The organism is Metamycoplasma hyosynoviae, assembly GCF_004365165.1.
In the GTDB taxonomy this organism is placed as follows: domain Bacteria; phylum Bacillota_I; class Bacilli_A; order Mycoplasmatales; family Metamycoplasmataceae; genus Metamycoplasma; species Metamycoplasma hyosynoviae.
Window position 1 is genome coordinate 244,220 of sequence record NZ_SOCH01000002.1, and the last position, 17,038, is coordinate 261,257.

Below are 17,038 nucleotides of genomic sequence, written 5' to 3' on the forward strand. Positions count from 1 at the left end.
TTATAAACTATCGCATTTACAAATTCACCAAAAATAATAATTTGTAAAAATATTTATAACTATCATTTTATTTTTTGATACAATACCCCCGTTTTTTTAAAAAAACATGAGGTGTAAAATGAATAAAACAACAAAAATTATTTTGTCTACTGCTATACCTGTTGGTGTAGCTAGTATACTAATCCCTACAATAGTAGTAGCTTCTTTAAAATCTAAAGTAAAGAAAACTGAGCAAGAAAGAAAATCACTAAATGATTTGAATCTTGAAGTTGAAGAATATTTGGGAAAAATTACAACAGAAATAAAGGAAAATAATATTGATGAATATGAACAATTGTTGAAATTAATATCCAAAACTAAAAATGTAATTGACAATAAATATTTAAGAAAAGAAGACTACAAAAAACAATTATTACTGTTAAAGGAAAAATTTGATAGTTTTAAAAACAAAAACCAATCACCCAAAAAAAACGATACCAATGAACCCTTTGATAATACTAACAAAGATAATACAAATAATAAAGATATAGAAAAACCCAACACAGGAAAAAACGGTGAAAATGAAACACCCAAAGAAAGTGTTGATGCTTATCAACAATTGAAAACAGAATTGGAAATAGTAGAAAAATTTTTTAATTCAATAAATGGCGAAAAATATATGGAAATAAAAACGAAATCCAATAAAAAGCTAGATGAATTTAAAAAAATATTACAAAATAAGAATTTAAAAGATATCGATTATTCAAATGCAAAAAATGAATTAACTAATTTTCTTGATCTAATAAAGAAAGAAATTGCATCAAAAGAAAAAGAAAAATTATTAGAAGATCAACTTGATGAAAATTCAAAAAAAGAATTAAAAAAAATTGACGAAAAAACTATTTTATTTAAAAGGAATTTTTCTGAAATAGATAATCAAGAAAAATATAAAGATAATATATTAAAAGAATTGAATGAAATTAAAACAAAATACAAGTTAGATACTCCAGTTACCAAAACTTCAATTGAAATAAAATATAGAAATATATTATTAGATGAAATAAATAATCGATATACTAAATTTAAAACTATACTTGATACTAACGAAACACAAGAAAAAGATTGATTAAAACAAGAAATCGAAAAAATTTCCGCTATTTTAGTTAAGAATAAAGTTGAATTATCACAATTAGCAAATGTTGAACAAATCCAAACGTATTTAAAAAGTATTAAAGAAAAAATAACTAGCATATCTAAAAACGAAATAATACAAACTGGTGTCACATTGTTGAATATATCTAATATTTTAGATATTTCAAAAAAAATTTATGATATTCAAAAAAATCTAAATTCCATAAATTTTAATAACATTATTAAAAATTCACCATTAAAAGATAATATAAATTTTGCTATAAATTTCCAAAATTTACTTATTACGTTTAATGAAAAAATGAAAAAACTAAAAGATATAAATGAATGAACTCAAAATAAATACATTGAATATTTTGATGCATTTTTGTCTATTAGCAAATTTAACTTGAGAATTGAAAATGAAGTAAGTAATTTAAAAAAATTGCTTGAATTAATCGATAGATTCAATGTTACTAAAACAAAAATAGAAAATATTTATTACAATAAAGATTTCAAAATTAGCGAAAAAGAAAAAAACAATGTAAATTTAGAAATAAAAAAATACATTGAAGAATATATTAAAACATTTTATGATCTTTCTTCACTTAATGAATTAACATTAAAAATTGATAATGTAGTAAAGAAAGTTGAAGAAGAAAGCAAGAAAAGTAAAATTTCATACATTGATGATCTTGAAGAAAAAAAGAACAATTTGTATAATAAACTAAAAAAATATGAGGAAATCTATGATACTAAAGAATTTGAAAAGACATTTCAAGAATTAAAATCAAAATATAAAAGTGCATCTATACAACTGGACAAACAATCGGCAATTAGCAATTTAGAAAATTTCTTCATATATTATGAAGATTTTATTGAAAATTTAGATAATAAGGTAAGCGAATATATCACTATGTTAAAAAGAATAGAAAATCTTGCAAATGAATATTCTGAACCTAAATATTCAAAAATTATTGCAGGAATTTCTACACTTGCTAAAGAAATAAAAGATGATAAATTTAGAAATATACAAAATATAAACACAATAAATTTTATTTTAACATCTTTAGTAAAAACAATAAATGATAGTTTACAATTTATAAAAAAATTACCAAATGACATTGAAACATTAAAAATTCAACTAAACAAATTAGTTCAAGAAACAAACAAATCATTAAATATAGAAATAATTCCGCAAGAAATAAAAACAAATTACCAAAAATTAGTAGATGAAATCAATAAAAATATAACAAATAATTCAAACATTAATATCAATGATTTGATTAATATGATATATATAGTAAATGCATATAGCACTACATTTAAAAATGATTTTACAATACTAAGAGAAGATAATATTTATAGTTATATTTCAAGTAATTTTCCTTATGATTATTTGTTTGAATTTATAAATGAATATACCATCTTCCAAGAAAAAACTAACAAACAAATTTCGTCAATTTTGAGTACGTTGGATGACCATAAAAAAACAACGTCATTAAAAGTTATTGATGGATTTATTTTATATTTAGATTTATTAAATAAAAAATATAAGGAAAAAATAGATAAATATGATGATTTCTTTGTTAAATATAATAAAAAGAATGAAAAACTATTATTAGAAATAAATAATTTTACAAATTATGAAAATGCAGTCTTCAATTTAACAGCAATGTTTACAAAACATTTAATTGATTTTTCATATAAATATTTTGAAAATATTCCTACAAAGAATATAAATCATTTAAACGATATGGAAAAAGATTTAGATTTACTAATTAAAATAGTAAGTGAAAATAAGACTTTAACTCAATAATTTATCTACAGTTTCTTTAGAAAAATTCTTAACTAGATAAGAACCGACAACCGCCAAATTTATTCCTGCATCAAAACAAGATTTTATATTGTGGTCTTTAATACCACCATCAACCTGCAAAATAAATTGGAGGTTGTTTTCTTTTTTATATTTATTTATTGCTTGAATTTTTGCAAAACTATCTTCAATGAAAGATTGTCCCCCTTTTCCGGGAAAAACACTCATCACCAATATAAGAGCAAAATGTTTAAAATGATCTTTGACTTCATCAATATTTGTGTCGGGATTTAATGCTAAGCCAATTTTTACATTATCATTTTTTGCTTGTAAAATTAACCAATTCATATTTTCTTTATTTAATGCCTCAAAATGAAAAGTCAAAATATCGCCAATGTTTTTATACATTTCATAATATTTCTTGATATCTTTTACCATTAAATGAATGTCCATTGTATGTACTAAACACTTATCTTTTATTTGCTTAATAAGTTCAAAACTAAGTGCAGTGTTTGGTACAAATTCACCATCCATTACATCGTAATGAATATTTGAAATTCCTCATTTAATAAGAGTATTAACATAGTCAATTTGGTTATCTTTTACATCTAAAATTGATGGACTAATCTTTTTCATATTTTTCCTTTTTTTTATAAAAATTTTAATAGCAATTAATGTAACAAGCGTTCTAAGAAGCTGCAATAGTTGTTATAACGCTCTTGTTTTATTTTTCCTTGTGATACTAGCCTTTTTACTTCGCAGTCTTTTTCTTGTTCTTGATAGTGTTTACAAGTTCTAAATTTGCATAGCTTGCTAGCTTCTCTAAAGGTGTTAAATGCAGTAGGCATTTCATTTATTGTAAGATCAAATTCAATAGAAGAAAAACCAGGAGTATCAATAATTTCCCCTCCATTAAAATCTATTAAACTTACTTCACGTGTGGTATGTTTACCTCTATTTAAAGCAAGTGAAATTTCTTGAGTCTTAAAATTAGTTTTAGCTAAATAATTAATTAAAGTGGTTTTACCTACACCGGTTTGACCAACAAAAAAGCTAGTTTTGTTTTTGAAAATATCACGAAGTCCTTCAAAGCCTTCTTCGGTTTGATAGTTAATTTCAAAAATTTTATATCCTTGTTCTTTGTAAAAATCAATCTTAGATTTAGAAGTAAGATCTTTTTTGGTCAAGACAATAATAGGTTCTACACCTTTGTTTTCAATGATAATTAAAAACTTGTCAATTAAAAGCGAACTGAATTCAGGTTCAACTAAGGACATAACAACAATAGCTTGATCAACATTGGCAATTTTGGGTCTGATGAAGAAATTCTTTCTTCCCATAATTCTATGAATTAATTCATTAGGTTCAAATTCAACATAATCACCTACAATTGGTTGCATATCTAATAAGCGCAATTTACCGCTTCCACGGACACGGTAAATTTTGCCATCACGTTCATTTTTTATGTCAAAGAAACCAGATATTGATTTAACTATTTTGCCTTTTTCCATAAACTATATTATTCCTCCAAAGTGAAGTCCTAATAAAATTACTAGAAGTACAAGTGTTCCTGCTATTGATGCAATAAGTGAAATTGTAAATTTTTTACTATTAACAATTTCTTTAAATGTTTTTCTTTTCTTCTTAGATTTAAGTGTAACTTTATCTTCTACAATACGTTCTTGTTGTAAACAAGTTTCAAGGTCACGGTAAAGTTCTTCACAATTTTCATATCTATCAGTTAGTTTTTTTGCTGTACATTTAATAATAATATTTTCAACTGCTTGAGGTATTAAAGTGTTTACTCCTTCTAGGGGAGGAAGGTCGCTATTAACATGCTTTAATGCTATGGTTTTGTGATCCATGCCAGCAAAAGGCAAATGTCCTGAAAGCATTTCATACATAATAATACCAAGTGAATATATATCACTTTGAGGTGACGGCGAGTGCGATTTAACAACAAGTTCAGGTGCCACATATTGCACTGAACCTACCAATTTATTATCTTCGGTAACTCTAAGCGATTCTTCGCTTAAAGAAATTCCGAAGTCAATAAGTTTAACAACACCATTTTCATTGAAAAGAATGTTGTTGGGTTTTAAATCACGGTGAACAATACCAGCATTATGAATATCTACAAGACCTAAGCAAATTTCACGAGCTATAGAAATAGCTTCATCAACTGGCAACTTTTTTCTACGTTCCAATTTTTCTTTCAAACTTGAACCTTCAACAAGTTCCATTGCAAGATAATATTCTTTATCATTTGGATCTGATTTAGGAATATAAGCACCTTTAAGTTGAACAACATATGGACTAACAACTTTTTTCATCATTTCAACTTCATTTTTGAATCTAAATTGAGTTGCACGCATTCTTTGAATATTTGCATAAGTTAAAATTTTGATAGCATAACGTTCACCAGTTTTTTTCATTGTAGCACTATAAACCGCACCAAAACCGCCACTACCTATTGGCTTAAAATCTTCAAAATTTTTGTTTAAGTTCTTATATTTAGATAAATCTAGCATTTATAACTCCACTAGAACAATTGACATATTGTCATTTGACATATTCTTTTTTGCATAGTTAATCAAAGTATTAGCTTTTTCTTCTAGAGTTAAATTATTAGCCTGAATAATACGCTCAAAAAGTGGTTTTTCTACTCAGTCATGAAGCCCATCGCTTGTTAAAACAATGTATTTAGCTTTCGATTCTTTACTATATACAAAGCCATCAGGGGTCATAACTTTGTTAGGCCCTAAACAACTAGTTAATTTATTGGCAAAAGGATGTCTTTCGGCTTCATGAGGTTTCATTACGCCTTCACGAATTCACTGGTTTTTCACATTTTGATCTTCGGTTACTTGGTGTAAAAGTCCATTATAAATATAAGTACGTGAATCACCTACATTAAACACATAAATTTGTTTTTCTGATGGATAAATTAAAGTCGCCGTTAAAGTAGTACCCATGTCTGCACATCCAGGGTCTTTTTTAGCGGCGATATTTAATTCATTTTTAATTCTATCTAATGCTTTTACAAATCAAGCTTTTATTGTTTTTTTATCAGTGTAGTCAGTATCTTCAGGGAAATTATGGTTAAAATAATTTTCAAAAGTAGATATTGAAATTGTTGATGCTATAGAACCTCCAGCATGTCCTCCCATACCATCACATAAAATTGCAAGCGCTCATTTACCTTTAATAGCCATTCCGACCCTATCCTGGTTTTCAGGTCTAACAATACCAACATCTGATTTTAAACAATAGTTCATTAGGCATTCCTTCCTTCGCTTGCTTCTTTTTCTGTATTTATTATGTTATTAAATTCCTTATTGATAATTTTTTTAATTTCTTCAGTTGCTTGTTCAATACTATTATTAATTACAATATATTCAAATAAACTTGATTGACCGATTTCTTCTTTGGCTTTAGCTAAACGTTTTTTAATAATTTTGGTAGGTTCAGTATTACGTCCGATAATTCTTTTTTCAAGTTCTTTAAATGAAGGTGGCATTAGGAAGATTGAAACAATTTCATCACTTTTGTTATATCTTTTATAGTATTCAATAACTTGTTCTGCGCCATTAGTTTCAATTTCTAGGAAAGGTATTTTGCCTTGCTCTATAATACGATTAATTTCTGAGTATAATGTTCCGTAATAATTATCAAAATGCATTGAGTATTCAATTAATTTATTTTCAGATAAACAAATGTCAAAAGTTTCTTGTGATACGAAATAATAATGCACACCATCAATTTCGCCTTCACGTGGTCTACGTGTAGTAACTGAAACTGATAGTTTCAGTTTTAAACTAGGATCTGAAAATAATTCTTTTTCTACAGTTCCCTTACCTACGCCACTAGGACCTGAAAAAATAATTAGTTTCTTGTTTTGCTTCATAATTACTCCTTATGATTACGGATTAATAATTATTAATATAATTTTAAATTAATATATTCTATATTTGATGTAATAGATATAAATTTTACCATATTTTTTTACTTTCAAAATTTCATATGAATTTGCGAAATTTAAAAATTGTTGGTTAGTTTCAACAAATATAATTCCATCACTCTTCAAGAGATTTTTTTGAACAATTAGTTGCAAACAATCATCTAAAATATTAGTGATTTTATATGGTGGATCTAAGTAAATATAATCAAATTGTAAATTAGTTTTTTTTAAAAAACTTAATGCATCTATGTTAAAAACTTCAAGATTTTTTTCACCTAAAGCTTGTCTATTCTTTAGAATAATTTCATAAGCATTATGGTCTTTTTCAATACAAATAGCATGTTTAGCTCCACGAGACAAAGCTTCTAAGCAAAAACTTCCACTACCCGCAAAAAGATCTAAAAAAATCTTATTTTCAATATCAAATTGAATAGATGAAAAAAGTCCTTCACGAGCACGATCTAATGTTGGTCTAGTGGTTTCATTTGAAGGTGTAATTAATCTTCTAGATTTATATTTTCCAGCTATGATTCTGAGCATAATAATAAAATTATATAGATTTTAATTGTATGGTTTTTGTTTTATAAAATGCATTTTTTTTATAAATTGAGTTCTAGAAAAAATGCAATAATTTTTTTTATTTTTTACAATTTTTCAAAACTTAAAGTATAATATATTTTGCATTTTCAAGGAGAATTATATTAATGAAACATAGCAAAAAAATTATATTTTCAAGTGTATTAGGTTCAATAGCTGTATTTTCTACATCAGTAGCTTTAATTTCAAAATCTTGTCCTTCTGCCCCTGAAACAAAACCCGAAGAAAAAATTAAATATCAAGAAAAACTTGGATTAAAAATTGCTGATAAAACCACTAAAGAAGAAGAAACACATCACTTTGTCCATGAAGCAAAAGAAGCAAAAACTTTAGAAGACATTAAAAAAGTTTTAACTAAATTCAATATTGCTTTTGATTTTTCTGGAATTCCAGAAGGTGCAACTTATAAAGTTGCAGATTCTACACATGATCATGCTGACCAAGGTATGATTCACTTAGATATCACTCAAACTATTAATGGAAGAGAAGCAACCGAAAGATTTGAAATCATTGGATTTGAAATCGAAAAAGTTCCTGAACACATTAAAATTGGTGGTTATACATTAGCTACAAAAGCTAAAAAAGAATGAAAAAAAACAGTTAGAGAAACTGCAGAAGAATTAAAAACTTACAAAGATAAATCATTCGAAGAACTACTTACATTCTTAAAGCAAATTGTAGAAATTAAAGAGCCTGAATCAGAAGAAGAAAAGAAACTACAATTCAAATTTGATTTGGAACACCTACATATCCATGCTCACCACGAAGGCGAAGGTGAAATTATATTTGAAAAAACATTTGTGTTTAATAAAGACAAACCTACCGAAACTACTGAACTTAAAGAAAAATACAGAATTCATCACTTGAAATAATAATTAATAATTCCCGTAATATCATTTTAATAAATGATATTATTTATTTTTAAAGGAGAAAAAAATGAAAAAGAAAATACCTGGATGAGCTACTTTCTTAATCGTTTTTTTTCTTTTTCTTACTGCGGGCCTTGCTGGCTTTGCCACTTATTTAGTTTTAAAACAAAAATGAGAAAAACTGCAAGAACCTGATAATAATACCCCTATTGTTTATAACAAGAAAAATAGTGCTGCTGAATATAGTGAAGGTATCTCTATAAAAAATGAATTTTTAGAAATTGAAGAATATCCTTATGCTATTGATTATGACAACAATCCAAAATACTTTTTTGGTATAGAAGGACTTGAACTATTGTCACGTGAATTTCACAAAAGAGCTTGATATGGCCCTGAAATAATTGAAATTCCTAAAATTACTATCAATAAAAAATTTACTAATGTTAATACTAACCAAGTAAATGGTTTTTATACTCCTGATAGTAAAGAAATTGCACTTTTTACTACCGAAATAGTTCGTGATAAAAATGGCAATATTAGAAAAGTAGATAATTTACGTAATGACATTAAAGTTGAAATGGTACTTCCAACTTTGGTTCATGAATACACTCACCACGTTGCTAATGTTTATAATAACTCAGGCAAACTATCGGATCCAAATTATTCCAATGAACTAGATTATAAACTTTCAACTAACATTCATTACATCGCAACTTATGCTAATAATATAAAATTCTTGAAAGAATTTAAATCATCACTATTTTATGATGAAACTTATAAACCGATTACTAATCTTCCCAATTGAGATATTGGAAATAAATCAATTTTTTCATATCCTAATTCTTTATATAAAAGTTTTTCAGCTAGAGAATTATTTAATTATGCCAACTATACAAATATAGAAAACCCTGAAAAATGAAATTCATTAAATACTACTGAATATACTTTTAATAACACTTATGAATCTCCTATTAAATTTAGCGAACCTGTTGAAAGTGGAAAAATTGAATATTTATATTCTTTTGAAGAATTAATTCCTCGTGAATTTATGAAGATGATTTATTCAACTTCAAAAAGAATTGCAAAAAGCTCAACAAATCCTAATGGAATATTATATTTCGATAAAGTTGATGACTATGGACATAATTATGGAATTCATTTAACTGCTTATGGTGAAGATTCATTAAGAAACTTAGCATTTAAACCAAAAAGTTTAAATTCTTATAATGTGAAAATAGCTGCTCCTAATTGAGTATTTGATGGCGAACTAAAACAATTCAGAAATATTTATGGCCAACAAATATATCCTGCAACAGAAAACAATGTTCAACTAAAAAAATTCTATAAAACATTTTTAGATTTATTTGGTTATGGACAAACTATAAGTTATATGGGATATAAGACTATCTTCAACAATAAAACAAAAAATAGCGATTATGAAAATATAAGACTTGGTGGTTACCTATCAAATAATGGAATAGATTCTAAAAATAATGTTTATTTAACTTATGAAGTAGGAACTAAAACCAAAAATGTAAAATTAAACTTATTTAATACCAATTTCACTACAAAAACCAAATGAAATTCATTTAGTGAAGATAGAAAATATAATCCTTCGATTTTAAATAAGCCATCTTCAATGTACGCTTATTATAGTAATTTAATTAACATTCAAGATATTAAAAAAAGTTTAATTGGCGATAAAGAATTCAAATATTTCATTTGACAAGATAAAAATAATAATGGCGATTATGATGCAGATGAAAAAGTTAATATTGATTTCAAAAAAGAATTTAACATTCAAAATGAAATTCAAAGATCAATTATTAACTCAAGAAAAAGTTTTGAGATTCAAAAAAATACAAAAGCATTATTTAATTCGCACATCTTAAAATTAAATTATGAAAAAACCACTGACACATTAGGTCAAGAAATTGATAACTACTACTATAGTTTTGTAAAATATTAAAAGGTTATAAAATGAATAAAACAAGAAAGATATTAACTAGAATAGGAATTTATACAGCTATATTTTTTGTATCAATAATTCTTATTTATTTTTTAATTAATCTTGTTTTTGAAAATCAAATCAAAAAAAATCTAGCTGTCTATTCACAAATTGAAAAAAATATATTTTTTCGTTTTGGTGCTTGAATAAAGCGATTTTTTACAAATGAAGGCAAGATATATAGTTATGAATTAAATGCTAATAACTTATCAATTCCATCGCTATATTTAAACCAATTCAAATGAACACTATTATTTACTATTTTAGTATTTATAATTAGTTTCTTTGTGGGCAATGCACTAGGTATTTATTCAGCATATAAATTTAATAAAACATCTGATATTCTTATCAACTTCATAATTACTTTATTTGCTACATTCCCTTTAATAATTATCGGTATAGTTTCGCTAGTTTTATCTAATACTTTCAAATATCCATCACAATTTATACTTAGTTCAAAATATACATTTATTTCTATTTTAGTACCTATTCTAATTACTAGTTTTGGTAGTACTAGCTTATTCTTTTCAAGAGCTAGAAAACTAGCAAAAGAAATAATAACTAGCAACTTCTATATTTTCCATAAATCCCTTGGTTTAAGTCAAAATTCGCTTATTAAGAAGTGTTTATTAAAAAATATTTTTATTTATGAACTTCAAGTAATAATCCCATTTTACTTACTACTATTTTCATCATCAATGGTTATTGAAAGAATATTTTCAATCCCGGGGCAAAGTATCTTTTTAGCTTATGCATTTAAACATGCCGAAATGGATTTAATACTATTTTATTTCGTATGAAACTTATCATTTTTATTAATTACAAAATTCATATTTTCAATTGTTTTAATTTATATTAATCCTATGCAAAAAGATTCAACTTTGTACGATCTAAGTTTTATTAGAATTAGAAAGGCTAAATTATGGACAAGATAAATAGCCAATTATTAAAACCAGCAAAAAGAAAAGAACCCACTGCACAAGCAGTTAGACAAACTACTTCTTTAAAACTTTATTGAAAGAAATTCTTTTCTAAAAAGACAAATATCTTTGCATTTGTGTTTTTCTTGGCTATTTTTTTAAGTTTAATAATTGCGCTTTTCTTCGTTAAAAACTCAGCAACTAAATCTGTATCAGATAGCATATTTGTGAATAACTTACCTTCATATTACAATCAAATAGTTACTCGGAGTTTTGATAAAGGTGAAACATTAAACTTCATTAGAAAACTAGGCGAACTTGAAAAATCAAGAGCCAGTGAACTCGGAATATCACCTATTTTTGAAATCTATTTTGATTCAGCTTATGATACTTCCGGACAAATAAACATCACAACTGATATTGTTATTCTTCAATATAATCCTTATAAATTATTAGAAGCTATGAACATAAACTTAGGTTCTAAAATTGAAATTCCACAATATATTTTAGGCACCAACCAAAATGGTGTTGATATATATTCACGTAGCATACTTTCAATTTTTACAACTATCATTATTATTACAATTTCACTATTTGGAAATATTTTAATTGGCTTTATATTAGCCTCACTTTATTCATTCAACAAAAGAAAATGATGAAGCAAAATTATTGATGTTATAGCATCTATTATTAACTCAGTTCCTACTATTATTTGAATATTCATATTTACTATTTTATTTGGGACTAAACCATGACAAATTCTGATCTCATTTTTATTAGTTTCATGAGCTTCATTTTATGAATTGACGAAAAATGAAATTGAAGAAGTATCAAAAACAGAATTTATTATTGCAGCCAAAGCTATTGGATTAAATAATTTTCAAGTAGCAAAACGTCATTTATTCACTTACATATTACCATCACTTTTAATTCTATTTGTTGATATGTTCACAATGGATATTTTGATAATTTCTTCTCTTGCGTTTTTAGAATTTATTAATGAAACAAATAACTTAAATATTGGAATGGTAATTAAAGAATCTATTTCAATGATAAGCTTAAATATTTCATATTTAATTGTAATTTGCGTTTATATAAGTCTTTTTTCAATTTCGCTTAAATTATTATCTAACTCACTTTCTTCAACTTTTAATCCAAAGATATAAAAAAACCGCTTATGCGGTTTAATCAAAATCAACTATATTTTTTAGACCTTGACTATCTCTAATGATAGTTAATTTTTTCTTCAATTCATCAAGAAGTGATTGACCTTTTTTCTTAAAATCTTCACTTTCGAGTTTTCAATCTTTATTTATTTCTTGTGAAACACCACCAACAATTTGTGTTGTAGTTTCAAAGATTTTACTTAATGCCTCTAATGCTTTTTTTTGATTTGAATTCACTACTAATTGATTAGGGTTATCGACAATATGTGGGATCGTTTGTGCAAATGCAGTAGTATATATATCTTTTTCTAACTTATAATTCTCTCCCAATTTCTTATGCCATAAACCTAATTCATTAGTCAAATTTATTATGGCATGTGAATGATTATGACTAGTTTTATCGCTTTCTAAATTAACCTTATCCAAATCCTCTTCTTTAGTTATTCTATTTGGATCATAAATTAAAAGCTTAGCTAAATTTCAAATTGATTTTAAGCTTGCTTCTAATTTGGCAATATTTATGTCTTTTCCAGACAATCTTCCATCTATAACTAACAAATGATCCATAAATTCTTGTGAATCTAGTTTCAAATTAATATCAACTAAAACTGCATTAACATCTTGATAGATTAATAAAAACTTAGAAATATATTTAGCAAATAAACTATCACTTTCTATCTTATTTTCTTTATTAGGCTCTAATAATCATTTTTTTTGAAACTCATATATTTTTTCCTGATTATTTGGAATGGTTTGAACTATTCTTAATTCTCTAAGTTTATTTTTTAAAAATGAAAACTCACGGCTAAATACACTTGCATATTTTTTATATTGAAAATAATTATTTTTTACTTCAATGAAAAGCGGGGTTAAAGTATTGTCATAAATTTCTTTTATGGATACAACTTCAGAACTTAAAAAATTGTATTTTTTGGTTTCAATAGGCATATCATAATCATCAGTTAAAAGTTTTTCATAATCTTCTGACTTACAAGAAACCATTGAAATTGTAGGAACAAAAGAAAGCGTTGATAGTAAGGGTAAATTAATTAAAAACTTTCTTTTCATTATTCTTCACCTTCTACAATTTTCTCAATTTCAATTTCTTTATAATCACTTTTCTTTTCATATCCTTTAAAATCATTTCAATATATGTAAACAGATACTAATTTCTTTTCACCTTCTGTTTTATATTTATAATCATTTTCGCCAGCATATGACATAAAGTCGAGTTTTAGATGGATTTTACCAACTTCATATGGTGTTGGTAAAACTGAAATATCTATTCTTTTAACACCCGTAAATAATTTTTCTTCTTCATTATTCAGGGCGTAAGCTAACATATAATTGTTTATAAATGAAGCTAATATTTTTATTTGAAACGAATCAGTATGCAAAAAACTCGCTTCATAACTTTGTCTAATATCGTTATTTCAATATTTAAAATCTTGTAAATTGTTTGTAGCTTTTAAAAGTAATTTATAGAATGCTACTGATGTGTAAACCTTATTAATATCTTCAGTTGAAACTTCATTTTTTTTAACTGGTTGAAAATTAAAAAACTCCTTAAATGAAATCCCTTTTGGGATTTTCTTATTTAATCCAGTATAGTTTCAAATGTCTTCTGTTGTTAAATTTTCAGGACTAGATGATTGTGAATCGTAATATTTATTTTTAAATATTTGACCTTTTAATCTATGTCCATGATCATCAAAGTTTGAACTAAATCAAACATAATCTTTATAACTTTTATCTTTTTTAAATACTCTAACTATTGCTTTCAATATTTGATTTGTTTCAAGATATGGTGTATATTCAAAATCAATAATCTTATATAAAATGTCTTCATTCTGTTTGTGTTTTGGAATTTTAATTTCAAAAAAATCATTTATAAAATTTTTGAATAAATAAATTAATCCTTTTGAATTTCAAAAGTCATATTCTAATGCGCCTTTAACAAAATGGTTTATATTATCATTAACAGTTAAATAATTTTTCCCATTAATCAATAAAAGCGGATTAGGAATATATTCATTAAATAGAGGTAATTCATCAGATTTAATTCCAGTAGTGCCTAAACCGAATTTTTTATCAGTATCATATTTTCGAAAATCATTTATATAATAGGAATTATTTAATTTTTCAACTGGCATTATTGACTTATCATTAAAATCAATAATATCCTTTATTTTGAATGATACAAAGTCAGTTTCTTTAGATAAAGATTCTTCTGCTTTAGCTTGTTTTCAATCAATAATAATATCTTTAACACCAACATTAAACTTATTTAAATAGAGAACTAAATATTTTTTGAATACTTCACGTTCAAATTCATGTGCATCATCTAATCAGGTTTTTGCTTGTATAAAATCTGGTCTAAAAACTGTTTTTTTCAAAACAGATTCATTATTCACATTTACCATTCTACGAGAATTTAAAAAATTGTAGTTAGTATTTAAATCAAAAATAACTTTGAATATTATTGTTTGCAAATCAGCAAAATAAGGATCGCCAGCTCTATTAAAATCAAATCCTAATTTTTGTGACATTGCTAAAAATCAATCATCATTAAATCCATTAGCTGCATCTACTGATTCGAATGGATATTCTGTCAAAATATTAGAAATATTAGTTTTTTCATTTCCTTCTATTATATTCATAGAATTAAATTGATTTAATTGCTGATATCAAGTTTTTTTGAAAGTAAAGTCAGGCTTGTATATAACAAAATTATTTTTATCTTTAAATAACTTAAATTCATTTTTTTTATCATCAAATACTGCTGATTGAAAATATAATCTCTTACCTTTTTCATAAAAATAAAAAATTTTATTTTGGTTATGAAAAATAGCAATTTGATTACCAGATAAAATTTTTAAGTATTTTCTTGATATTTTATTTATATCTAAATAGCTATTTTTTTGACTACAAGAAATAGAAAAAACGGCAGGTGTAAAAGATAATACACTAAAAATTGAACTATACATTAACTTTTTTGTCATTTTTTTTATTCCTTTTCTACATTTTTTATTATAATATAATTAAAAAAAATATGCATTTATTAATAATTATATATTAATATTAACATTAATAATTAATAATAGAAGGGTACAGTGATATGTTTTTTGGTATTGAAAAATTTAATTACAATTTAGAACTAACTGTATTTTTGAATTTATTAATTTTTATTCTTATTCTAATTGGTATACCTATGATATTTATGGGTATAATGTCCGCTTTTAAGATAAAGCCAAGTTCTAAAAAGTCTATCTATTTATATACATTTTCTACTGGAATGTTCTTGATGATAGGTTCTGCTGGATTTCTAAAAGAAGGCTATATACAACTAGAAATTTGATTTCACAAGCAAGGGCCACAAGGCGGTTTAATACTAACAGGCGGAAATAGTTTATATGAACAGCTTTACATTGCTTTAATAGTTGGGGTAAGTACAATAGTAGGACTTGGAATTGTTATTTTAGGAAGATATTTATTATCTGATAAAAAGAAAATCGATCTTCATAAAGAACACTATGAACATGACCACTCTGAACACTTGATGTCTTTTGGTGATATTGATAACCCTAAAGCCGCATGAACAGCAATCATAATGATGTTAAGTCATAGAATTATTGATGGACTAATACTTGGCCTATCAGTCTATCAAATGACTAATAATGGATTGAACAAAGCCAATGTAGCATTGATAGTTACTTTTAATATACATATAATCTTAGAAGCAATTATTGTTTACTACCGTCAATTGCAATATGGATTTACAAAAAAGAGATCTATTTTATTTAACTTTGTCTCGCTTTTGCTCATAATACCAATAATGTTCATTGGAGCATTTCTAGGAAAATATTTAGATAGAGCTGGTTGAGTAATCCCAGCCTTCCAAATATTAGGCGGAGCAATAATTATCTTTATGTCTATATTTGAACTCGTACCAGAATTTATCCACTATAGACATATGGATAAAAAAGGAATTTATATCACTTTAATAATATTTGCTTTATCAATAGTATTCACATTAATCTTATTAAGCTTCCACTCTCACAATCAGGTTTCATCAATTGTAGGAAAAATAATTAATACATCTTAGAAGGAGATAAAATGAAAAAAATATTATTATCACTGCCAATAATAGCTATTACATCATTACCTTTAATTTCAGTCAAATGTGAAAATAGATTTCAAAAAGTAGCTCAACTAAATTCATCACAAGTAGAAGAAATAAAAAATCAAATACAGTTTGAAATAACATTAGAAGGAAAAAAGAAATACATAATAGATACTAATTATGACTATACAAATTTAAATAAATTTATAGCAGAAAAAAATAACGAATATGTACATAGTGGAAAATTTAGATTTTTACCAAATGATAAAGATTTCAAAAAAATAATAACACTATCTTTTCCAGATGTAAATTCACTTTTTTATGGACATAATTTAACAATAACTTTTTCAAAGGATCAAACCGGAATTCCTATACTACTTTGAGAAGTTGGATGTGAGGCTTACGGTAAGGAAGGTGAGGGGCAAATCAAACTAGAAGGCGCCCAAAAATAAAAAAAAGAAAAAATTAAAA

At 25.4% G+C, this 17,038-nt stretch carries 15 protein-coding genes; 7 read left to right on the forward strand and 8 right to left on the reverse strand.

The genetic code is table 4. The features are described 5' to 3' along the window. Positions 1-118 precede the first annotated feature (118 nt). Positions 119-2,926 carry a hypothetical protein gene (locus tag JN03_RS08685; RefSeq protein WP_134076499.1) on the forward strand — a complete coding sequence of 936 codons (2,808 nt, stop codon included), beginning with the start codon at positions 119-121 and terminating at the stop codon, positions 2,924-2,926. On the opposite strand, the gene JN03_RS00980 is transcribed toward JN03_RS08685, so the two are convergent. From JN03_RS00980 to rsmD, 6 genes are read right to left on the reverse strand one after another with little or no spacing between them, the layout of a single operon-like run. Continuing rightward, a complete protein-coding gene (locus tag JN03_RS00980) occupies positions 2,915-3,559 on the reverse strand; it encodes a ribulose-phosphate 3-epimerase (protein WP_134076500.1) in 645 nt (214 codons plus the stop codon). The two genes, JN03_RS08685 and JN03_RS00980, sit on opposite strands and share 12 nt — an antisense overlap. A gap of 35 nt (positions 3,560-3,594) precedes the next feature. Beyond that, the gene (gene rsgA / locus JN03_RS00985) at positions 3,595-4,434 is read right to left on the reverse strand and encodes a ribosome small subunit-dependent GTPase A (protein ID WP_036443887.1); all 840 of its coding nucleotides are present in this window, start codon (positions 4,432-4,434) and stop codon (positions 3,595-3,597) included. A 3-nt stretch (positions 4,435-4,437) separates the two neighbouring features. Beyond that, positions 4,438-5,454 (reverse strand): serine/threonine protein kinase, encoded by a 1,017-nt coding sequence (locus JN03_RS00990; protein WP_036444559.1) that lies wholly within the window; start codon positions 5,452-5,454, stop codon positions 4,438-4,440. After that, the gene (locus JN03_RS08690) at positions 5,455-6,201 is read right to left on the reverse strand and encodes a PP2C family protein-serine/threonine phosphatase (RefSeq protein WP_036440135.1); all 747 of its coding nucleotides are present in this window, start codon (positions 6,199-6,201) and stop codon (positions 5,455-5,457) included. Continuing rightward, positions 6,201-6,830, reverse strand: coding sequence for a guanylate kinase (gene gmk / locus JN03_RS01000; RefSeq protein WP_036440138.1), 630 nt, complete (start codon positions 6,828-6,830; stop codon positions 6,201-6,203). Before gmk ends, JN03_RS08690 begins: the two co-directional genes overlap by 1 nt. A gap of 48 nt (positions 6,831-6,878) precedes the next feature. Further along, complete coding sequence (rsmD, locus tag JN03_RS01005; RefSeq protein ID WP_134076501.1) at positions 6,879-7,424, reverse strand: 16S rRNA (guanine(966)-N(2))-methyltransferase RsmD; 546 nt, start codon at positions 7,422-7,424, stop codon at positions 6,879-6,881. 164 nt (positions 7,425-7,588) lie between these two features. On the opposite strand from rsmD, the gene JN03_RS08695 reads away from it, so the two are divergent. From JN03_RS08695 to JN03_RS08710, 4 genes are all read left to right on the forward strand, one after another. After that, positions 7,589-8,353: a hypothetical protein gene (locus tag JN03_RS08695; RefSeq protein ID WP_134076502.1), complete on the forward strand. Its 765-nt coding sequence runs from the start codon at positions 7,589-7,591 to the stop codon at positions 8,351-8,353. Positions 8,354-8,417: 64 nt separating this feature from the next. Then, positions 8,418-10,319: an MYPU_1760 family metalloprotease gene (locus JN03_RS08700; RefSeq protein ID WP_134076503.1), complete on the forward strand. Its 1,902-nt coding sequence runs from the start codon at positions 8,418-8,420 to the stop codon at positions 10,317-10,319. Positions 10,320-10,330: 11 nt separating this feature from the next. Beyond that, positions 10,331-11,293, forward strand: a complete 963-nt coding sequence (locus tag JN03_RS08705) for an ABC transporter permease subunit (protein ID WP_119863668.1) — start codon at positions 10,331-10,333, stop codon at positions 11,291-11,293. Further along, positions 11,281-12,444 (forward strand): ABC transporter permease subunit, encoded by a 1,164-nt coding sequence (locus tag JN03_RS08710; protein ID WP_119863669.1) that lies wholly within the window; start codon positions 11,281-11,283, stop codon positions 12,442-12,444. The genes JN03_RS08705 and JN03_RS08710 overlap by 13 nt, the downstream gene beginning before the upstream one ends. Positions 12,445-12,462: 18 nt before the next feature. On the opposite strand, the gene JN03_RS08715 is transcribed toward JN03_RS08710, so the two are convergent. Together JN03_RS08715 and JN03_RS08720 are read right to left on the reverse strand one after the other, a co-directional pair. Further along, a complete protein-coding gene (locus JN03_RS08715) occupies positions 12,463-13,512 on the reverse strand; it encodes an HxHSH motif-containing lipoprotein (protein WP_051601311.1) in 1,050 nt (349 codons plus the stop codon). Then, positions 13,512-15,446, reverse strand: coding sequence for an MAG3240 family lipoprotein (locus tag JN03_RS08720; protein WP_134076504.1), 1,935 nt, complete (start codon positions 15,444-15,446; stop codon positions 13,512-13,514). The genes JN03_RS08715 and JN03_RS08720 overlap by 1 nt, the downstream gene beginning before the upstream one ends. A gap of 116 nt (positions 15,447-15,562) precedes the next feature. Here JN03_RS08720 and JN03_RS08725 point away from each other — a divergent pair, with 116 nt between their 5' ends. Further along, on the forward strand, positions 15,563-16,549 hold the full coding sequence (locus JN03_RS08725) for a ZIP family metal transporter (protein ID WP_036440161.1): 987 nt from the start codon (positions 15,563-15,565) through the stop codon (positions 16,547-16,549). 11 nt (positions 16,550-16,560) lie between these two features. After that, on the forward strand, positions 16,561-17,019 hold the full coding sequence (locus JN03_RS01045; RefSeq protein WP_036444580.1) for a hypothetical protein: 459 nt from the start codon (positions 16,561-16,563) through the stop codon (positions 17,017-17,019). Positions 17,020-17,038: the final 19 nt, after the last annotated feature.